This is a genomic window from Streptomyces sp. SX-6, assembly GCF_059089585.1.
Genome location: NZ_JBTHHU010000023.1, coordinates 40339 through 60303 on the forward strand (window position 1 = coordinate 40339; position 19965 = coordinate 60303).

A 19965-nucleotide genomic window follows, 5' to 3' on the forward strand; every position below is an offset into this window, starting at 1 on the left:
CGCTATGGCATCGCCGACGGGTGGCCCACCGGATTCCGGCCTAGGGTGGAGCAGTCCGCAAAGGCAGGAGGCGATCGTGGTGAATGCCCAACCCGTCCTGGTCACCGGCGTCGGCGGTGGCGTCGGAGGAATCGGCAGAGCCGTCCTCGACCGGTTGCATGCGCAGGGCGTACCGGTGCGGGCTCTGCTGCACCACGACGACGAACGGGCCGTGGCCCTGCGGGCCATGGCCGGCGTGGACGTGGTGATCGGCGACCTCACCCGTGGCGCCGACGTGGTGAAGGCACTGGCGGGTTGCCGCCGCGCCTACTTTGGGATGAGCGTCTCGCCCGCGTACCTGGAGGCCGCGACGACGGTCGCCGCGGCCGCCCGGGAGGGCGACGGCCTCGATCTGCTGGTGAGCATCTCGCAGATGACGGTCTCGCAGATGGACCTCACCAGCGAAGCCGAATCCCGGCAGCAGCGACTGCACTGGCTGGCCGAGCACGTCCTCGACTGGTCGGGGGTGCCGGTCGTCCACGTACGGCCCACGGTGTTCATGGAGAATCCGCTCTTCGCCAGGATCGCCGTCGCCTCGATCCTGCGGGACGGCACGATCCGCCTGCCGTTCGGCTCCGCCCGGACCTCTCCGGTCGCCGCGGCCGACGTGGCGGAGGTCATCGCCCGCCTCCTGCTCGACCCGGCCCCACCGCCCGTCGGCCGCGTCTACGAGCTGACCGGGGCGCGGTCGCGTGACATGACGGCCATCGCGGCCGAGTTCTCCGCCGCCCTGGGCCGTGACGTGACGTACGTCGACGTGCCGTACGAGGAGTGGCTGAAGCACGACCTCGCGGAACAGGACCTGCCGCCCCACGTCTTCGACCACATCGCCACGATGGCCCGGCTCCACGGTCAGAACCGCTACGACCGAGTGACGAACGACGTCGCCGAACTGCTCGGGCGCCCGCCGCTGGGTTTCGACAGCTTCATCGAGAACACGCCCGCCCTGCGGCAGTAGCCGTAGCGGCGGCCCGGGATTCGAGATAGCGCTGCTCGGCGATGCTGGCGGTGGCCTTCGCGGCGCGCCGGTAGAGCTCGTACGCCCCGGCCGTGTCGCCGGCCTTCTCCAGCAGGTGCGCCCGTACGGACAGCAGCCGGTGATGCCCGGCTATCCGCTCGTCACCGTCCAGAGCGGACAGCAAGGCCAGGCCGGCCTCCGGTCCCTCGACCTCGGCGAGCGCGATGGCGCGGTTGAGCGTGACCATCGGGTTGGGCGCGATCCGTTCCAGGATCAGGTAAAGGGCGTTCACCTGCCGCCAGTTGGTCTCCCCGGCCGTGGCCGCGTCGGCGTGCGTGGCGGCGATGGCGGCCTGTAGCTGGTACGGCCCCAGCGCAGGACCGGCCAGCGAGGCCTTGACCAGTGCCGTGCCCTCGTCGATGAGCGCGCGGTCCCACTCCGTACGGTCCTGCTCCTCCAGCGGGATGAGGTCGCCGGTTGGCGTGGTACGTGCCTCCCGGCGGGCGTGGGTCAGCAGCATCAACGCGAGCAGCCCGCTCACCTCGCCGTCCTCGGGCAGCTGCGCGTGCACCATCCTGGCCAGCCGGATCGCCTCGTGCGCGAGGTCGGGGCGGTGCAACTCGGCGCCCGAGGAGGCGGTATAGCCCTCATTGAAGATGAGGTACAGCACGTGCAGCACGACGCGCAGTCTCTCTTCGCGCTCCGCACCGTCCGGCATGCCGAACGAACTGCCTGCGGCCCTGATGCGCTGCTTCGCCCGGCTGATCCTGGCCGCCATCGTGGCCTCCGGCACCAGGAACGCGCGGGCGATCTCGGCAGTGGTCAGGCCGCCGACCGCCCGCAGCGTCAGCGCGGTCTGGGAGGCCGCGGTCAGCGTCGGGTGACAGCACAGGAACAGCAGGACGAGCGTGTCGTCGGTGTCCGGCACGTCCTCGGGCACCACCTCGGCGGCCGTCGTCGCCAACTCCCGCTCGCGGCGCGCGTGGTCGCTGCGCACCTGGTCGATGAGCCGCCGGGATGCGACGGTCACCAGCCAGCCGCGCGGGTTGCCCGGCACGCCCTCCTCCGGCCACTGCACGGTGGCGGCGAGGACAGCCTCCTGCACGGCGTCCTCGCACCCTTCGAACTGGCCATGGCGGCGCACGAGCGCGCCGAGGACCTGCGGCGTGAGTTCACGCAGCAGGTCCTCGAATTCCGGTGCTGTCACGCCTCCAAGTGTCCGTCAGCGAACATCACCTGCCGCACCTCCACCCCCAGCCCCTCGATCGCGGCGTCCGGGATCTGCGCCGCCAGCTCGATCGCCCGCTCCTTGTTCTCGCAGTCGACCAGGTAGAGGCCGCCCAGGAACTCCTTGGCCTCCAGGAAAGGGCCGTCGGTCACCACCGGCTGGCCGTTGCGTACGGACACAACAGCGGCCTGCGACGGGTCGACGAGCGCCTGCGTGGTGATCAGCTCGCCGGATTCCTCCAGCACCTCGATGAACTTGCCGTGGCCTTCGCCGATCGCCGCCTTCTCGTCGTCGGTCAGCGCGTCCAGCACGGCGGGGTTGATGTGCAGGCTGATCAGGAACTTCATGTGTGCTTCTCCTCGCGGTTCGCGAGCCCCGGCTGGGCCCTTCGACCAGTAGTCGGAGCCGTGGCCGTCGTCTTGACATCGCCCGCGAGAAAACTCGCATGAGTTTCCGCCGTCGGCATCAATCACACGAAGGCCTCAGTATGGCCTCGTGATGCTTGGCGGCACTGTTTCTACGTGCAGTTACCGACTGGTGCTGCTTCCTCCGGGCGTGCATCGCCCGGTCTCCGCGTGTCCAACATCAAGGGGAAACCTCGGCGGGCGCGGTCGCGGCCTGCATCGCCACTCCGTCGACGTAGGAGTGCTTTTCCTTCACCGCCCCGTTCTCGACCAGGACGAAGTCCGCGAGGTCGGCGTCGAGTTCGGTGCCGGAGGCGGACTTCCCGGTCATCTTGAGCTGGGCCACCCAGAAGTCCTCCCCGACACGCAGCGAGACAAGTTCGAACGTCAGGTCAGGGACGAGCTCGAACATGCCGGCCGCCGCCTGACGGATGGCTGCCCGCCCGTGTGCCGGGGGCTGACCCGAGTGCAGATGGAACACCGAGTCGACCGTGTGGAGTTCGGCGATCCGATCGGGGTCGCGAGCCTCCCAACAAGCGTGGTAGCGCTCGAACGCGTCGCGAGTGGTAGCGGTCATTGTCTGTCCTCCAGTTCATGGACAATCAGCCTTGTTGCATGCAACGTCCCGACCGGCCCTGGAGCCTGTCTGATGGGTCGGTGACGGGCGGGACGAACAACTCGTTCTGAGCAATGTGGCGCGGGGTGATCCGAGAGACGATGAGTGGGTTCGGCTGGAGCCGCACCTGCCCAAGAACGTGGGCCGAGGCGGTCGGTGGAAGGGTCACCGTCGCGTGATCAACGGGATTCTGTTCCGTCTGCGGACGGGTATCCCGTGGCGGGATCTGCCAACTCGGTCCGGAAAATGGCAGACGGTGTACTCCCGCCATCGCAGGTGGGCGGCGGACGGTACCTGGGAGAAGATCTTGCGTGCCGTCCAGGCAGCCGCGGATGCGGAGGGGCGGATCGACTGGTCCCTGGTGAGCGCGGACTCCACCGTCTGCCGGGCTCATCAGCATGCGGCAGGGGCCCGCAAGCGTGCCCCGCGGGGCCTTTTACCGCTGCCGTCATTTCAGGGCTTCGTCCTTCTGCCCGGGGGTGTTCTTCGGGTGCGGGCAGCGTGTCAGCGGATGACGTCGAAGACCTGCTTCTGGAGGCCGTTGGAGTACGCCTCGGACTCGACCAGCGTCAGCTTCTGGGCGTCCTTGTCGGTGGTGCTGAACAGGCGCTTGCCCGCGCCGAGCAGGAGCGGGAAGACGAGGAGGTGGTAGCGGTCGATCAGGCCGGCGTCCGAGAGGCCGTGGTTGAGCGTGGCGCTGCCGTGGAGGATGATCGGGCCGCCCTCGGTCTCCTTGAGCGCGGCGACGTCGTCGACCGAGCGCAGGATCACGGTTTCGCCCCAGTTGGAGACCAGTTCGTCGTTGCCGAGGGTGGTGGAGACGACGTACTTCGGCATGGCCTTGTAGTCGGCGAACTCCTTCATGTCCGGCCACGCTTGGCTGAACGCCTGGTAGCTGGTCCGCCCCATGAGCATCGCGGCGGCTTCCTGCTGCTCCCTGCCCTTGATCTCGAACGCCTCGGGCACGAACTCGGTGTGCTTGAAGGTCCATCCGGAGTTGCGGTAGCCGGGTTCGCCGCCCGGTGCCTCGACGACGCCGTCGAGCGAGACGAACGCGGTGCTGATCAGGGTACGCATCGTAGGGTTCCTCGGTATCTCGTGCCTGGGTGCAAATGGGTTCGGCCGGTGCACGCTTCGGTTGCATGCGCTGCCGCGGCGCACCAACTGTGATCTCTGACTGCCGGCCGCGGAGAAACTCATCGGCCGCCGCCCGTCGGGGCGGTGTGAGCGAGCGGTCTAGTGGGCCCGTGTGTGGCGGAGGAGGACCACCTGGGAGTCGAAGGTCCGGGTCTCGGTCAGGGTGAGGTCGAACCGCTGCTGCGGGGTGAAGGCGGGCTTGCCGCCGCCGAGGACGACGGGGTGCACGAAGATCTGGTACTCGTCGATCAGTTGGTGCTCGGTCAGGAACCCGGCCAGCGTGGCGCCGCCGAACAGCAGCAGGTGCGCGCCGCCGTTCTTGAGGGCGGTGAGTTCATCGACGACGTCGGTGGTGATGACGCGGGTGTTCCAGTCGGCCTCGGTCAGGGTGGAGGAGACGACGACCTTGGACGCCTTTCGCCAGACGGGGGCGAAGGCGAGGTCGTGTTCGTGGGTGGAGTACTCCTCGGCGCGGGGCCAGAAGCCGGACATCATGTCCCACACCGTGCGCCCGTACAGGAAGATGTCGGCGCTGTCGGTGAGGGCCTGCGAGTAGGCGGACAACTCGCCGTCCATGCGGGGCCAGTCGAACTCGCCGTTCGGGCCCTCGATGAAACCGTCCAGCGACTGGTGCACGAAGTGCGTGATCTTACCCATGAGTGCCGGGTCCCCCTTGGCGACAGGTGTCCGGACGGCCATCGGCCGCCTTTTGTGTACGATGTCCACATTCGAGGGATGCAGGCATCCGCGCCCCCGAGTGATCATGCAGGAGCCTAGACGACCTAAGTGGATGCTGTCCACATTGGAGGCGGCGGCCATGGCGGCAACCGGGAACGGCAAGCCGAAGCGGGACACCTACCGGCACGGCGACCTACGCAACGCGCTGATCAGGGCCGGGGTCGAGCTGGCCCGGCAGGGCGGGCCCGAGGCCGTGGTGCTGCGGGCCGCCACCCGGCAGGCCGGGGTCGTCCCCAACGCCGCCTACCGGCACTTCGCCGACCGGGGCGCCCTGCTGCACGCCGTCTCCCAGGCCGCCATGGCCGAGGTCGCCCGCACCATGGAGGCCGAGCAGGCCGTGCTGCCGTCGGCCGAGGACCCGGCGGCCACCGCACGGGCCCGCTTCCGCGCGGTCGGCACCGGCTATCTGCGCTTCGCTCAGGAGGAGCCGGGACTGTTCCGCATCGCCTTCCACGTCCCCGGCGACATGACGCACGCGGCCGACGACGATGCGGCGGGCACCACCGGCAAGACTCCCTTCGAACTGCTCGGCGACGCCCTCGACGGGCTGGTCGAGACGGGCGTGCTGCCCGAGGACCGGCGCCCCGGCGCCGAGTTCCTCGCCTGGTCCGCCGTCCACGGCCTCGCCGTCCTCCTCATCGACGGCCCGCTGCGCGGCCTCCACCCCACCCAGGCGTACGACGCCGGCCAGCACCTCATCGACATGGTCCAGCGCGGCATCTGACCCCACCAGGTGCGGTCGGCGCAGCCGACCAGCGACCCGATCCGCAAAGCCGTGCGGGCGGTCCAGGACAATCCCGGCGGCAGGCACACCGTCGCAGCACTGGCCGACCGCGCCGGACTGAGCCCGCGTCACCTGCAGCGTCGCTTCACTGCGGAGATCGGCGTGGGGCCGGCGGCCTACGTCGAACGCGTTCGGGTGGAGGCGGCCCGTCGGGCGCTCACCGAGGCCGACGGGCCAGTGGCCGCACTCGCCCGCCGCCTCGGCTTCGGCACCGCCGGGACCTTGCGCCGCACCTTCCACCGCCGCGTCGGGATCGCCCCCAGCGGATACCGCGACCGCTTCGGCTCGGCCGAAGCGCGAGACGTCGCCCCCCTCGTACGCGACTGGAGCGATCCTCCGGGTGGCCGGGGGCCAGTAGCCCAGGCCTGCGGCGCGGTCGTGTCGGTGCTGACGGACGAGGTTGAGGAACAAGCTCAGTACAGGGCCTCGCCCATCGGCGAGTTGTCCCCGACGACATAGGCGCGGATCGCCGCCAGGTACGCGTCGCGGGCGACCCGGCCGTCGCCATCGGTGTCCAGCGCGTCGAACGCGGCCTCGGCATTGCCGGACGGATTGTTCAGCGCGGTGCGCAGGGTGGTGAACTCGGTCCGGTCCAGGGCACCGTCCCCGTCGGCGTCGACGAGGTCGAACAGCGAGCCGAGCGCGAACCGGCAGATGTTGTCGAATTTGTCGGCATCCACCCATGCGTCGTATTCGTCGAAGGTCAGCCGGCCGTCCGCGTTGGCGTCCATCGCGCTCCAGGCTTTGTGCCCTTCCGCACGGGCGGCGGCGACGAGCGGATCGTCCTCCGTACGCCCAGTCGCCTTGACCACCCGGTCGATGCGGGAGAGGTAGTCGTGCGCCGAGATGACGCTGTCGCCGTCCGCGTCCATCATGGCGAAGACGCGCCTGGTGGGGGTGGCGGCGGCTGTGACGGTCGTACGGTCCATGCGGTGTTTCCTCCTGCTCGCTCCGGCCCGACGAGGGCTCGTCCCGGCCCTTCCTACCCCGACGCTCTGCGCGTCTGATGCGGCCGTGGCAACGGGTGCAACCCGGCGGGAGCAGTGGCGCGTTGGACCGCGCGACCGGCCGTACGGGCGAGGGAGGCGCGCTTCGAGGCGCCGGAGTGGCGGCTGCGGCCGAGGGCAGCCAAGGGGCAGTGGCGGTGCGGACTGTTGGAGGGTGTGTGTTCGGGATGCGTGGCACGGTGGTGACGCTGGGGTCCCTGGCGTTGGTGTTGTCGTCGCTGGTGTGGGCGCCGGCCGGTCAGGCCCGGAACGGCGGGCAGGGGGCCGTCACTTGCACGGGCAACTCCGAGAGCAGCTACGACCCACCGCTCACCCTGGTCACCCAGCCGACCCGCATTCACGCGGATGTGCGGTACGCGTGCACTGTCGGACCCGGCCGTACCGTCGAGGCCACCAGCACCTTCGACTCTTCCCCGACCGCGGCGTCCTGTGTCTCGGATTCCGTTGCACGCGGCGTGGAAGCCGTCCAGTACGCCGACGGCGGACGGTCGTTGATCGTCATCGATGGTGTCACCACGGTCCGCGCCGCGGGCACCCTGTTCATCCAGCAAACCGGCCGGGTCACCGAAGGGCGCGGTGCAGGACACCTTGTACGGCGGACGGTGGCCGCCCCGCCCCGGCAGCTGCCCACGGACTGCCTCACCTCTGGTCTCCAGGGCAGCGGAAGCGCTGTTCAGCTGGAGATCTTGCCGTAACGTCCCGGCGGGCGGCGACAGCTTCGGTATACGTCTCCGTCGTAAAGTCTTCGTCTCCGATTCCGAGTTCCTCGAGAACGGTCCGTACGTCCGTCAGTGCTGACTGGACGTCGGCCTCGTCCGCCGGTGTCTCGAGCTCGATGAAGGTGCCTTCGAGCTCGGGGACCTGGACGAGCGTGGCCAGCATGCGGCGACCGTTCGCGTCGAAGGCGTAGTTGCGGCATCGCTTCTCGAAGGCGATGGAGGGGACGTAACCGAGGCCCCGGAGCATGGCGTGCACTGCGGCCGGGTCGGCGACTTCGGTCTCGTGCTCCGGCTTGGAGCCGGAGGCTTCGTCGACGCGGGCTTCCTTGTATGTCAGGAGGGAGCGGGTGCCGGTGCCCTCTGGGCCATGGACGGTTCGGACGCGTAGCTCACGGTCGCTTTGGGCCAGGGTGCCGGTGGGGGTGTCGTAGTACGTGTCCTGGTACAGCTCCGAGCGGGCCGTGGTCGCGCGCTGATCGAGGTGCCGCGTGACGGCTTCGGGGTCGCGGAGTCGGGCTTTGATCTCTGCCTCGATCACCGGTGTCCCCGTTCCGTAAGCACGCCGACGATGTGCGGGGTATCTGTCAGGTCGCGTACGACGGCCTGCGCACCGGCCGAGAGCAACTCGCCCTCGGAGTATCGTCCCGTGGCGACGGCCACTACACGAACTCCTGTGTCCAGTCCGGCCTGTATGTCCCGTGGTGTGTCGCCCACCAGCACGGCTTGCGTGGCGGCGAAGCCGGCTCGGTCGAGTGCAAGCGTGACCAGTGCGGACCGCTCGTCGTCCTCGTCGCCGTATGCGCCGACGCCGAGGTCCAGGTGGCTATCGAGCCCGAACGTCGCAAGCTTGATCTCGGATGCCTTGCGGACGTTGCCGGTCACCACGGTCTGCGCCACGCCGGGCGTGATAGCCAGGGCTCCGAGGACGGTTGCGGCACCGGGGAGTGCGTGGCCTCGCTCGCGTAGTTCGGTGACGTGTTGGAGGTGTACTTCGGCGAGGGTTCTGGCGAATGCCTCGAAGTCCTCGTGGGTGGTGGTGATTCCGTGCAGTTTGGCCTCCTCGCGGAAGACGACTGATTCGGTCAGCCCGTCGATGGGTGGCTGATGCTGCACGGTCCGGCCAGTCACCCGGTGAAAGGCCTCGGCGAACAGGGACCGTCCGACACCTCTCGTGTCGAGGAGCGTGTGGTCGATGTCCCACAGGACCAGACGCATGGATGCCTCCTCATCGCCCTGCTTCCCGGGCCGCCAACGCTTCCAGTGCGAAGTGCCACGGATACGAGTCGAGTTGCTGGCCGCCGGTTCCCGGTGCATGGGGTGTCCATTCGCCCGGCCCATGCAGAATCTGTACGCCGGACGCGCGCAGGGTCTCGATTGAGCGCTGCGTGGCCGGGTGCCTGTCGAAAGCCGTTGACCAGAACGGCAGGGCCGCGATGGGCAGGCCGAGTCCGATGGCCTCGCAGAGCAGGCCCAGGGCGTAGGTGTCTGCGATACCGGCGGCCCACTTGTTGACGGTGTTCATCGTCATCGGGGCGACGATGATGGCATCGGCGGGAGGGTTGCGCTTCTCTTCGTTGGCGCGGCGCCAGTCGGAGCGGACCGGGCGACCCGTAGCCGCCTCCAGTGCGGGGCGGTCGATGAAGCCTCCGCTCGCGGTGGTGGGGGTGGTGATGACACAGACGTCCCAATCCTGCTCAACTGCCGCTTGGGTCAGTAGCATTGCGTCGGCGGCTGGTCCGGCGGCGCAGATTACGTGGTAGAGGACCTTGCCGGGCACAGCCTGACCTGCTTTCTAGGCGGGGGCCGCCTGGTGGGCGTGAGCGATTGCGTCGATCCTCGCGGCGAGGTCGAAGTCGGCGTCGGTGAGTTTATGGCCTGCGTCGTGGGTGGTGATCGAGAAGCGGACATGGTCCCACCGCAGGTCGATGTCCGCGTGGTGGCCGATGAGGCGCTCGACGTCTGCGACGTGCACGATCAGTGCGACGCTGCCGTGATAGCGGATCCTGAAGGTGCGGGTGATCCGGTCGCCGTCCCGGTGCCAGCCGGGTGTCTGCTGTAAGCGTTGCGAAATCTGCTCATCCGTGAGCCGAGTTGGGCTGTCTGACATGGTTCCTCCTGTGGAAAAGGGCCCTACGATGCGTCCTGCGATCAGAGCTGTGGTGTTCGACGTCGGTGAGTGCCTCGTCGACGAGACACGTGAGTACGGAACCTGGGCGGACTGGCTCGGGGTACCGCGGCATACCTTCGCTGCCGTATTCGGCGCGGTCATTGCCCGAGGGCAGGACTACCGTGAGACGTTTCAGGTATTCCGCCCGGGTTTTGATCTCTGCGCGGAACGCGAGAAGCGTGCGGTGGCCGGGCAGCCGGAGTGGTTCGGTGAAGATGACCTTTATCCGGACGTTCGGCCTGCGTTGCGTGCATTGCGCACAGGCGACTTGTGGCTCGGCATTGCCGGGAACCAGACGGCGCGCGCCGGGGCGCTGCTTCGGGAGCTGTTCAGTTCTGACGTCGACCTGATCGGTACGTCGGATGATTGGGGAGCGAGCAAGCCAGACCCCGAGTTCTTCGTGCGCGTTGCGAAGGCCGCGCCGTTCGAACCACACGAGATCGTGTATGTCGGTGACCGCCTGGACAACGACATCAGGCCCGCTGTCGCCGCCGGCATGCGGACGGCTCTGATCCGTCGCGGGCCTTGGGGCGTGATTCAGCAGCATGATCCGTCGGCAGCCGAGTTGACGACATTCCGCATCGACAGTCTCGCTGAACTCGGTGAGAAAATCCTTGAGTTCAATGCTCATAACACTACCTGAGCGCGGTCCGCCAGCGCGCGAAAGGCAGAGGATCGTCCGCCTCCGTCGCCCATCAAGAGTTCTCCGATCAGGTTGCGAACCACGGGGCGAGAACGTACCTCTTCCGGTGCTTCGCGCTCGGCTGCGAGAAGGGCCGCCGCTGCCTTCTGCATTCGTCCGCAGCCGTACAAGGCACGTGCGACGTCAGTCCAGAAGACAGCGCGGCGTTCAGCCACTGCCAAGGTGCCCACCTTGACCTTCCGGGCTTCGTCGAGTGCACGACCGGCATCGCCGAGAGTGAGGGCAACCGAGACTCTGTGCAGGGAAACGTTGTTGGCTTCGAAGGCTGTCCATTGACGATTGTTGCCGGACTCCTCCAGCAACTCAGCTGCCTTGTCGGCGTCTTCCAGCAGAGACTCGGCGGTGTCTCGGTCTCTGGCGGTTGAGGCTGCCCAGGCCCCTCGCAAGAGCAGAGAGCCGAATACTGCCACTCGATCGGGGTCGTTTCGGTTGACTCCGCCGCTGAGCTGATCGGCTGCGTGCGTGGCCACTCGGATGGCTTGACGGTGATGACCGACGGCAGCGACTGCATGGGTGAGGATGCGGGAAGCTGTGGCAAAGGCAGCGGCACTCTCGGTCCGGCGGGCGGCTGCCATGGCTGTCTCTGCGGCGATCCAAGCCGAGGCCGGATCATCGGACTTGAGAAGCAGCGAGGCTGCCACGTGATAGGCGTTGGCCGCGAGGAAGTCGATCCTCTTTTGTTCATTGCCTTGCTCACGGCAAGCTTTCAGTTCGACTAGCAGACTGGGTAAGGATTGCGCGACCTGGGCGTAACGGCAGGCTTGGACCTGCCGCTTTGCGGAGGCTGTCGCTTTACTCAGCGTGTCAGGGCTGCTGGGCTCGACGGTGGTGGCGATTGTGCCGGTAAGTACATTCCTCAGCGGGTCCAATGGGTCCGCAGAGGCAAGCCCAAGCAGATCGTCGGGGACGGCGGGCACGCTCAAGGCGGTCACCGCGGCGAGCGAACCGGCCATGAACTCACGTCGTCTCACAGGGCCATCTTGCGCCTCCGCGGGAGAGAACAGGGGCTGGGCTGCCTTGACCGGGCGCGTAAAGCCCAATTGCTCGATGGGGTACTGCAACAGAGCTTGAAGAACGGTCCGCGCTCCAGGGTGCGGCCACCCAGGTTTCCCGGACTCCCAGCGCCGGACCTGCCGCACGGACACGCTGAGCCGAATGCCCAGCTCGGCCGCCTTCGCCTCGAAGGCTTCGACGAACTCCTCCTGTGTGTAGATGCCTCTGGCGATGCGCGCATGCACGAGCAAGGGGTTGCCCGGCAGACCTGACATGTGCTGCCTCCGCAGTGTGGCCTAGCGCACAACGTATCCCGTGCAGTGGCTTGCGGGTGTGGAAATGTCCTCCGAAACGTCCGCCTGATCGGCCTCCTTTCCGGCCTGGCCCTGGCTGACGCGGCGCGGTGTTCTTGAGCCATGAACTCTCCGGAGAAGAAGCCAACTGGCCTGTACCCGGCCGTAGATGCAGGTGCTTGGCTCGTATCCCGCGAGCTCCACCCCCGCGTCGCCCGCGAAGCGTGGATGCTCGACACCCCCGCCATGCTCCGCACCGGCGTGCACTTCGACGCCGTCCGGCTCCCGGCCGGGCTTGTGCACCTCGTCGCCGGGAGCGACGACCGCGACGCGGTCGAGGGCGCGCTCCGCGACGTCGGCATCGGCACCGCCGTGATCGCCGACCCCGCGCGCCGCTGGTACTACGCGCTCGTGCCGCCCGGCACCGCAGCCGCCTGGGGCGAGGACGGATGCGAGGCGCTGGGGGAGCGGCATTACCTCGGCGTACCGGCGCCGCACCGGGCCGAGCCGCCCGGGGTGCACTGGCTGCTGACGCCGCCGAGCGGTGCGGATGAGCTCTGTGTGCCTGGAGCGCTGCGGAGGGTGATTGCCGTAGCGGTGAGGCGCGGGTGGCGAACTGGGCGGGCTGGGCGGCCCGTTGGGTTGTGGGGGTGATCGTTTTCGACCCCGGTTACCGGTGAGTTTTTACCTTGTGAAAACATTCGGCGAACACTTGTCCCCTAGGTCGGAGATTCGTTCGCCTTGACCCCCTCCAGATGGTCCCGGAACCTCGCGATAGCCCTCAGCATGGCCGCCTGCGGCACCGCCGTCACCGTGACAGCGGCCGAAGCGGCACCGGGGGGTGACGGACCCGACGCCGCGAAGTACTGGACGGCGGACCGGCTCGCCGAGGCGAAGCCGGTGGACGCGAAGGCCGCGAAGGCGGCCGCGCCGCGAATGCGGACGGTGGCGAAGCCGCCCGGGACGCCGCAGGGGAAGCTCGGGGACGGGCTGTCGATGGTGGGCACGTTCTTCTGGCTCGAGGGCAAGGACAAGAAGATGTCCTGCAGCGCGAGTGTCGTGAACAGCCCGGGCCGCAACCTGGTGCTGTCCGCCGCGCACTGCCTCAAGCGGTTCAAGGGCGCCACGAACAAGTTCTTCATCCCGCAGTACAAGAAGGGATTGGACGCGGACAAGCAGAAGTTCGGTGCTTTCCCGGTCGAGAACGTCTTCGTCTACGACCAGTGGGTGCAGGGCACGGGTCCCGAGAGCAATCTGGACTTCGGCTTCGTACGCGTCGCCCCCAACAAGCAGAAGGCGAAGGTCCAGGACAAGGCGGGTGGCCTTCGGCTGACCAACACCCCCGGTCCGGCCAACACGGTCAACGTGATCGGATATCCGGGCAGCCACAACCCGGACCAGAAGGCCGTCAGCTGCACCGTTCCCACCTCGCAGCTCAAGGACTACCGGCAGCTCAAGATGATGTGCGGCGGGTACTACGGCGGCGTCTCCGGTGGCCCGTGGATCATGAACTACGACGCCAAGCGCAACACCGGTGACGTGATCGGCGTCGTGGGTGGCAGCAACGGCGGCGGTAACTCGACCGAAGACGACTGGCTCAGCTACTCCCCGGTCTTCGACGACCAGATCCAGAACCTCTACCAGGACGCTGTGGCCGGCCGCGCTCCGCGCACCGGCGTCGTGAGCGCTCCGCCCCGCACCGTCCTGCCCGGGGGTGCGGGGACCTGGAAGCACGCCCAGCACTTCGCCACCGGCGACTTCGCCGGCAACGGGCGCGACGACCTGCTGGTGGCGTACGACGACGGCGAGGTCACCCTCTACCCGAACGACGGCAACGGCGGCTTCGGCGCGGAGAGCACGCTCAAGAAGTCGGGCGACAAGTACTGGAAGGGCGACAACGTGGTCGCCCTCACGGGCGCCAAGGTCACCGGAGGCCGGTCCAACCTGGTCGTGCTCTGGAAGAGCGGCAAGCTCAGCGTCTTCGGGGACGTCGGTCCGTCCGTCCTCGGCAAGGAGACCACCATCGGCAAGTACGGTGAGTGGAAGAACGTCCGCAAGATCACTGCGGGCGCCAACTCCCGTGACCTGGCCGTCCTGTGGAAGGACGGCGAGCTCAGCCTCTACAGCGGAGTCACCGCCACCGGCAAGGGCAAGGAGCGCCAACTCCGGGCGAAGAACACCGAGTTCGCGAACGCCGGCGCGCTGGCCTCGGCGCGGTTCTCGGGCAAGGCGGGGACGGACCTGCTGATGCGCATGCCCAACGGGCAGCTCAAGGCCTTCACCGGCACCAGCGCCGCGAACGGCCTCGGTGCTGCGAGCGTCGTCCAGGGAGGGAACGCCTCGTACACGGGGACCGCGATGGTCGCGGGCGGCTTCGGCGCCAGTAACAACCTGATCGTCCGCTGGGGCGACGGCGAGACCACGCTCTACGACAGCACCTCGGCGAACGGTCTCGGTTCGTGGAATGCGATGGTCTCTTCCTAGCGAGACAGCGACTTAAAGAGGGCGGATTCGGCAGTGGCCGGGTCCGCCCTCTTAACATTCGGCCTTGACGTCACACAAACCTATGGCAAGCTGGGGCGCGGCGGTGCGCCTCGCGCACCCACGCTGTCCGTACGAGCGAGGAGGTGATCGGGATGACCAGTCGGAGTCCCGAGGGAAGTCCTCGCCGCAGCGTCCCTGCCTCGCTCGCGATCAACCGATTCCGCTGATCGTCGGCTGAGCCGGCGCGCCGGGGCCCTCTGAGCCCTGGGTGCGCTGTTGCGCGTATTTCCCCTCCCCTCCGGCCTTCAAGGCCTGTTTCTCATGCCTTCGCGTCTGCATGCGTCAGGCGCATCCCCATGTCATCCGTGCTTCGGCCCGGCCGCCGCGCGTCGCATCGCGATGCCGTCGCGCCGCTATGCCGCCATGCCGTCATGCCCGGAGAGAGGTTCCGCCATGACCAACACCACCCTCACCCCCCAGAAGCTCGCACCGCCGGGCCGTGCTCGCCGTCGCGAGCGCAAGGCCGCCGAGCTCGAGACCCGTACCCGCTCGGTCGGCCAGCGGCTCACGGTGCTCAGCTCGCAGCCCGCCGCGCAGGTGCTGCAGAACATGCAGGCCACCGCCCAGGGCCTGCGGAAGGACGAGGCCGCGGAGCGCCTGGAGCGCGACGGCGGCAACGTCGTCGCCCAGGAGCGCGCGCCGCGCTGGTTCGTCCAGCTGGCGAAGGCGTTCTGGAACCCGTTCGTGATGGTTCTGATCGCGCTGGACAGCGTCATGCTGTGGCAGTGGCTCCAGGTCGCGGACACCGAGCCCTTCGACCCGGGCATCGCCATCCTGGCCACGATGGTGCTGGTCAGCGGTCTGCTGCGGTTCTGGCAGGAGTACCGCTCGGGCCGCAGCGCCGCCGCACTGCGGGCGCTGGTGACCACGACGTGCGCGGTACGGCGCCGGGACGGCCGCAATGCCGCCCCGGCCGTCTCGGAGATCCCGATGGAGCAGGTCGTACGCGGCGACATCGTGCGGCTCGCGGCCGGCGACCTCGTGCCCGCGGACCTGCGGCTGCTCACGTCCAAGGACCTCATGGTCAGCCAGGCCGCGCTCTCCGGGGAGTCGCTGCCGGTCGCCAAGGCCGACACCCGGGTCCGTGACTACGGACAGCATGCGACCGGCGACCCGGTCGAGGCCGACAACCTGTGCCTGATGGGCACGTCCGTCACCTCCGGTACGGCCAGCGGCGTGGTCGTCGCCACCGGGGCGAACACGTACTTCGGCTCGATGGCCGGCTCGCTCGTCGGCGCGCGCCCGGAGACCAGCTTCGACACCGGGGTGAAGAAGGTCAGCTACCTGCTGATCCGCTTCATGCTGGTCATGGTCCCCGTGGTGTTCGCGATCAACGGGTTCACCAAGGGCGACTGGGCGGAGGCCTTCACCTTCGCGATCGCCGTCGCCGTCGGGCTCACCCCCGAGATGCTGCCGATGGTCGTGACGACCAACCTCGCCCGCGGCGCGGTCGCGATGTCCAAGCGCAAGGTCGTCGTCAAGCGGCTCAACGCGATCCAGAACCTCGGCGCGATGGACGTGCTGTGCACGGACAAGACCGGCACGCTCACCGAGGACCGCATCGTCCTCGACCGCTACCTCGACGTCCACGGCCAGGAGGACAGCGAGGTCCTCGAGTACGCGTACCTCAACAGCCACTTCCAGACCGGGCTGCGCAACCTCATGGACCAGGCGGTCATCGACCGGGTGCTCGAGGCCGAGGAGGTTGTCGTCGACGCGCGTTTCACGATGGTCGACGAGATCCCCTTCGACTTCGCCCGCCGGCGCATGTCCGTGGTGCTGAGCCGCAACGACCTGAGCGGTCCCGCCGCCGAGCACGTCGTCATCACCAAGGGTGCCGTCGAGGAAGTCCTCGCACTGTGCACGCACATGACCGACGGCGGTGAGCGCGTCGAGCTCACCGCGGAACTGCGCCGCACGGTGACCCGTACCGCCGAGGACCACAACCGGCAGGGCCTGCGCGTCCTCGCGGTCGCGACCCGGGCGCTGCCCGCCGAGCGGGATGCCTACACCGTCGAGGACGAGGCCGAGCTGACCCTCATCGGCTTCCTCGCCTTCCTCGACCCGCCGAAGCAGGACGCCGCCGAGGCCCTGCGGGCCCTCGCCGACAGCGGGGTGACCGTCAAGGTCGTCACCGGCGACAACGAGCTCGTCGCGGCCCGGGTCTGCGCGGACGTCGGGATCGACGTGGGCATCGTCGCCACCGGTACGGTCGTCGACGAGCTGGACGACGAGGGACTGCGCGAACTGGTCCGCGCGACCACGGTGTTCGCCAAGACCAACCCCGTGCAGAAGGCCCGGATCGTGCGCGCCCTCCAGGCCGAGGGGCACACCGTGGGCTTCCTCGGCGACGGCATCAACGACGCCGCCGCGCTGCGCGACGCCGACGTCGGCATCTCCGTCGACACGGCGGTCGACATCGCCAAGGAGTCCGCGGACATCATCCTGCTGGAGAAGGACCTGATGGTGCTGGAGCAGGGCGTGCTCCAGGGGCGCCAGACCTTCGGCAACACCATCAAGTACATCAAGATGACGGCCTCCTCGAACTTCGGGAACGTCTTCTCGGTGCTGGTGGCCTCCGCCTTCATCCCGTTCCAGCCGATGCTGGCCATGCAGCTGCTCGTGCAGAACCTCGCGTACGACATCTCGCAGCTGGCCACGCCCTGGGACCGGATGGACAAGGAGTACCTGCGCAAGCCGCGGACCTGGGACGCCAAGGGCATCGGCCGGTTCATGCTGATCCTCGGCCCGACCAGCTCGGTGTTCGACATCACCACCTTCCTGCTGATGTGGCACGTCTTCGGGGCGAACAGCGAGGCGCACCAGGCGTTGTTCCAGTCCGGCTGGTTCGTGGAGGGCCTGCTGACGCAGACGCTGGTCGTGCACATGCTGCGCACCCGCAAGGTGCCGTTCCTGCAGTCCCGGGCCACGCTGCCGGTGCTGGTGATGACCGCGCTGGTGATGGCGGTCGGTGTCGTGCTGCCGTTCTCGCCGCTGGCGACGGCGCTCGGGATGCAGGCGCTGCCCATGAGCTACTTCCCGTGGCTCGTCGGCACGCTGGTGGCGTACTGCCTGCTGACCCAGGGTGTTAAGACCTGGTACATCCGCAGGTTCAACAGCTGGCTGTGATCAGCCGATAGAGATCCAAGAGCAGAGCGACACTGAGGAATAGAGGAGGGGCGGACCATGGCCATCAACGAGTGGCAGATGGCGGCCAACATCGGGGCCGGTCTGGGGCTGGGTGCGGTGATCGGCCTGGAGCGTCAGTGGCAGGCCAAGATGGCGGGGCTGCGGACGAATGCGCTCGTGGCCGCGGGATCCGCCCTCTTCGTCCTGCTCTCGCAGTACGGCTTCGTGTCGGCGACGAGCAGCACGGGCTACGACGGCTCGCGGGTCGCCGCGCAGATCGTCTCCGGCATCGGTTTCCTCGGCGCGGGTGTCATCATGCGTGACGGGCTCAGCGTGCGCGGCCTCAACACCGCGGCGACGCTGTGGTGTTCGGCGGCCGTCGGCGCGCTCGCCGGGACGGGGCTGTACGTGGTGGCGGTGCTCGGCACGGCCGGGGTGGTCGGGGCGAACACGCTGCTGCGGCCGCTGGCCCGGCGGCTGGACCGGGAGTCGCGCGGCGGCTCCGAGGTGGCCACCGACTACCACTTCGAGGTGGTGTGTTCCGAGCCCGAGGAGGCACACGTGCGGACGCTCGTCGTCCAGGCCGTCACCCGGCCCGGCTTCCGGCTGCGGTCCGTGCACAGCCAGGACGCGGAGACGGCGGGCAAGGTGATGGTGTCGGCCGAACTGTCCACCGAGAAGCGTGACGACAGCCTCCTGGAGGAAGCCGTCAGCAGACTGTCCCTCGAGCCCGCGGTCTCGGCCGTCAGCTGGACCGTGCTGCGCGAGCCGGAGGAGGACGAGGCGGGGGAGGACTATCAGGCGGCGGAGCAGGCGCGCCGCCGGGTGCGGAATCTGTTCGGCGGCCGGTAGGCCGTAAGGGGTGGCCGGTTCGCGTTCTTCTCCGGCTGTGCGGCGCTCCCGAAGGATGGAGGTTCGCCAACCACAGGGAGGGACTCGCGATGGCCGCATCCGCGAAGAAGCTCGGCAGCCGGCCTCCGGAGGAGGTCGCGGCGCTCCTCGCCCGGTTCGTCGACCCGGAGCGCCGGCTGGCGGCGCACCAGGAGCTCTACCCGGACGTCCTCAACCTCGCCACGGCGGAGAACGCGCTTGTCTACCCGTGGCTGAAGGAGCATGTGTTCAAGGGGCTCGGCGTCATCGGGCCCAAGGACGTGCGGTACGCGACCGCGTACGGCACCGATCAACTGCGCGAGGGCATCGCGACGTTGCTCCGCCCGGTGTTCGGCGCCGGGGTCCGGGCGGAGAACATCTACGGTACGTCCGGGGTGTCGGCCGCGCTGGAGTGTCTGGCGTTCGCGCTCAAGGACGGGGGGATCCTCAAGAGCGGTGACCGGGTGCTGTTCCCGGCGCCGTCCTGGCAGGGGTTCAAGTGGTGCTTCGAGCAGCGGCCCGGGTTGGTGTGTGTGCCGGCGCCGCTGCGCAAGGAGGGGCTCAAGAACTTCACGCTCACGCTGGACGACCTCAAGAGCGCCTATCTCACGGCACCGGAGCGGCCCAAGCTGCTCGTGCTCACCAACCCCCAGAACCCGCTGGGCGTGAACTACAGCAAGGAACTGCTCGAGAGCGTCTACGACTGGGCGCTCAACGAGACGGGGATGCACATCATCTCCGACGAGATGTATGTGCACTCCCAGATTCAGGGCGCCTCCCCGGCGTTCGTCAGTGCGCTGGAGCTGGACGCGTACAAGAACCACCCGCAGGCGAAGGACCGGGTCCACCTCGTGTGGGGGTTCGCCAAGGACTTCGGGCTGTCGGGGTTCAAGGCCGCGGTGGTGATCTCCGAGTCGCCCGTGGTGCGCACCGCGATGCAGGGCATCGGCAAGGAGACCTTCTCCTGGTTCAGCCCGTTCGACTCCCTCAAGCATTTCGTCATCGGGGAGCTGCTGAAACCCCGGAAGAGCGGCGGGAGTTACGCACTCGACCTGATGGCCGAGTATCCGAAGCTGCTGACGGCGGCATTCAAGGACATCCGGGAGACGCTCGAGGACAACAAGATCCCGTACGTCTTCCGGAAAGGGCAGAACGCCGCCCAGTTCTTCTGGCTCGACCTGCGGAAGTATCTTCCGGAATCTGCCAGTGAGTTCGCCGAGTACGACCCGCACTTCCCCTCGCCGGAAAGGATTCCGGCGCAGTTCGCCGTGGAGAGCGGAAAGCCCGGGACAGTCACCGTGCCCATTCTGTTCCCGGACATCGAACCCAGGGAGGAGTGGCTGCGCTGGTACATCGCCAACCACGCGAATGTGCAACTGCTGCCGGGGAGGACCCTGTTCTGCCCGGTGTCCGGCTACTTCCGGGTCTGCTACACCGCCGCCGAGACCACTGAGGTGAGGGCGGCGATCCAGCGGATCGCCCAGGCGCTCCGCCAGATCGAACGGACCGGCAAGAGCGCATAGCCGCGCTGCGTGACGGGCCCTCGCGGTCCGTCACGCTCGCCGGGAACGTACTTCCGGTGAGCCGGAACGCGCATCCGCAAGGACGTTCCGCCATTCACTCGCCGAATGGATCT

General features: G+C 68.3%; 20 protein-coding genes and 2 pseudogenes. 11 read left to right on the forward strand and 11 right to left on the reverse strand.

Translation table 11 applies throughout. The features are described from left to right. Positions 1-76: 76 nt before the first annotated feature. The gene (locus ACV530_RS24735) at positions 77-997 is read left to right on the forward strand and encodes an NAD(P)H-binding protein (protein WP_494334835.1); all 921 of its coding nucleotides are present in this window, start codon (positions 77-79) and stop codon (positions 995-997) included. Here the strand turns inward: ACV530_RS24735 and ACV530_RS24740 are convergent. The 3 genes from ACV530_RS24740 to ACV530_RS24750 form a co-directional block, all read right to left on the reverse strand. Beyond that, on the reverse strand, positions 966-2204 hold the full coding sequence (locus ACV530_RS24740; protein WP_494334836.1) for an RNA polymerase sigma factor: 1239 nt from the start codon (positions 2202-2204) through the stop codon (positions 966-968). The genes ACV530_RS24735 and ACV530_RS24740 overlap by 32 nt on opposite strands. Next, positions 2201-2572, reverse strand: a complete 372-nt coding sequence (locus ACV530_RS24745) for a YciI family protein (protein WP_494334837.1) — start codon at positions 2570-2572, stop codon at positions 2201-2203. Before ACV530_RS24745 ends, ACV530_RS24740 begins: the two co-directional genes overlap by 4 nt. Positions 2573-2810: 238 nt before the next feature. Continuing rightward, the gene (locus ACV530_RS24750) at positions 2811-3206 is read right to left on the reverse strand and encodes a nuclear transport factor 2 family protein (RefSeq protein WP_494334838.1); all 396 of its coding nucleotides are present in this window, start codon (positions 3204-3206) and stop codon (positions 2811-2813) included. Positions 3207-3321: 115 nt separating this feature from the next. On the opposite strand from ACV530_RS24750, the pseudogene ACV530_RS24755 reads away from it, so the two are divergent. Next, positions 3322-3675 (forward strand): annotated as a pseudogene (locus ACV530_RS24755) (IS5 family transposase); the annotation flags it as partial. Positions 3676-3749: 74 nt separating this feature from the next. Here the strand turns inward: ACV530_RS24755 and ACV530_RS24760 are convergent. Both ACV530_RS24760 and ACV530_RS24765 read right to left on the reverse strand, forming a co-directional pair. Next, entirely contained in the window at positions 3750-4322 is a 573-nt protein-coding gene (locus tag ACV530_RS24760; RefSeq protein WP_494334839.1) for a dihydrofolate reductase family protein, read from the reverse strand. Positions 4323-4481: 159 nt separating this feature from the next. After that, the gene (locus ACV530_RS24765; RefSeq protein ID WP_494334840.1) at positions 4482-5039 is read right to left on the reverse strand and encodes a dihydrofolate reductase family protein; all 558 of its coding nucleotides are present in this window, start codon (positions 5037-5039) and stop codon (positions 4482-4484) included. Between the two features lie 133 nt (positions 5040-5172). Between ACV530_RS24765 and ACV530_RS24770 the strand changes: the two genes are divergently transcribed. Together ACV530_RS24770 and ACV530_RS24775 are read left to right on the forward strand one after the other, a co-directional pair. Continuing rightward, complete coding sequence (locus tag ACV530_RS24770) at positions 5173-5844, forward strand: TetR/AcrR family transcriptional regulator (RefSeq protein WP_494334841.1); 672 nt, start codon at positions 5173-5175, stop codon at positions 5842-5844. A 15-nt stretch (positions 5845-5859) separates the two neighbouring features. Further along, a pseudogene (locus tag ACV530_RS24775) lies at positions 5860-6192 on the forward strand (helix-turn-helix domain-containing protein); the annotation flags it as partial. A gap of 125 nt (positions 6193-6317) precedes the next feature. Here the strand turns inward: ACV530_RS24775 and ACV530_RS24780 are convergent. Then, complete coding sequence (locus tag ACV530_RS24780) at positions 6318-6833, reverse strand: EF-hand domain-containing protein (protein WP_494334842.1); 516 nt, start codon at positions 6831-6833, stop codon at positions 6318-6320. Positions 6834-7078: 245 nt separating this feature from the next. Between ACV530_RS24780 and ACV530_RS24785 the strand changes: the two genes are divergently transcribed. Next, a complete protein-coding gene (locus ACV530_RS24785; RefSeq protein ID WP_494334843.1) occupies positions 7079-7606 on the forward strand; it encodes a hypothetical protein in 528 nt (175 codons plus the stop codon). Here the strand turns inward: ACV530_RS24785 and cyaB are convergent. Genes cyaB through ACV530_RS24805 form a run of 4 tightly spaced genes read right to left on the reverse strand, consistent with a single transcriptional unit; the run spans position 7551 to position 9737 of the window. Next, complete coding sequence (gene cyaB / locus ACV530_RS24790; protein ID WP_494334844.1) at positions 7551-8168, reverse strand: class IV adenylate cyclase; 618 nt, start codon at positions 8166-8168, stop codon at positions 7551-7553. The genes ACV530_RS24785 and cyaB overlap by 56 nt on opposite strands. After that, a complete protein-coding gene (locus tag ACV530_RS24795; protein WP_494334845.1) occupies positions 8165-8845 on the reverse strand; it encodes an HAD family hydrolase in 681 nt (226 codons plus the stop codon). The genes cyaB and ACV530_RS24795 overlap by 4 nt, the downstream gene beginning before the upstream one ends. 10 nt (positions 8846-8855) lie before the next feature. Next, on the reverse strand, positions 8856-9407 hold the full coding sequence (locus ACV530_RS24800; RefSeq protein WP_494334846.1) for a flavoprotein: 552 nt from the start codon (positions 9405-9407) through the stop codon (positions 8856-8858). Positions 9408-9422: 15 nt separating this feature from the next. Continuing rightward, on the reverse strand, positions 9423-9737 hold the full coding sequence (locus tag ACV530_RS24805; RefSeq protein ID WP_494334847.1) for a 4a-hydroxytetrahydrobiopterin dehydratase: 315 nt from the start codon (positions 9735-9737) through the stop codon (positions 9423-9425). A gap of 28 nt (positions 9738-9765) precedes the next feature. Here ACV530_RS24805 and ACV530_RS24810 point away from each other — a divergent pair, with 28 nt between their 5' ends. Next, on the forward strand, positions 9766-10440 hold the full coding sequence (locus tag ACV530_RS24810; protein ID WP_494334848.1) for an HAD family hydrolase: 675 nt from the start codon (positions 9766-9768) through the stop codon (positions 10438-10440). Here ACV530_RS24810 and ACV530_RS24815 read toward each other — a convergent pair. After that, entirely contained in the window at positions 10425-11768 is a 1344-nt protein-coding gene (locus ACV530_RS24815; protein WP_494334849.1) for a hypothetical protein, read from the reverse strand. The two genes, ACV530_RS24810 and ACV530_RS24815, sit on opposite strands and share 16 nt — an antisense overlap. A gap of 246 nt (positions 11769-12014) precedes the next feature. On the opposite strand from ACV530_RS24815, the gene ACV530_RS24820 reads away from it, so the two are divergent. From ACV530_RS24820 to ACV530_RS24840, 5 genes are all read left to right on the forward strand, one after another. Next, entirely contained in the window at positions 12015-12440 is a 426-nt protein-coding gene (locus ACV530_RS24820; RefSeq protein WP_494334850.1) for a hypothetical protein, read from the forward strand. A gap of 87 nt (positions 12441-12527) precedes the next feature. Then, positions 12528-14270, forward strand: coding sequence for a trypsin-like serine peptidase (locus ACV530_RS24825; protein ID WP_494334851.1), 1743 nt, complete (start codon positions 12528-12530; stop codon positions 14268-14270). A 453-nt stretch (positions 14271-14723) separates the two neighbouring features. Continuing rightward, positions 14724-17459 (forward strand): magnesium-translocating P-type ATPase, encoded by a 2736-nt coding sequence (gene mgtA, locus ACV530_RS24830; protein ID WP_494334852.1) that lies wholly within the window; start codon positions 14724-14726, stop codon positions 17457-17459. A gap of 57 nt (positions 17460-17516) precedes the next feature. Next, positions 17517-18311, forward strand: coding sequence for an MgtC/SapB family protein (locus ACV530_RS24835; protein WP_494334853.1), 795 nt, complete (start codon positions 17517-17519; stop codon positions 18309-18311). Between the two features lie 89 nt (positions 18312-18400). After that, the gene (locus ACV530_RS24840; protein WP_494334854.1) at positions 18401-19852 is read left to right on the forward strand and encodes a pyridoxal phosphate-dependent aminotransferase; all 1452 of its coding nucleotides are present in this window, start codon (positions 18401-18403) and stop codon (positions 19850-19852) included. Positions 19853-19965: the final 113 nt, after the last annotated feature.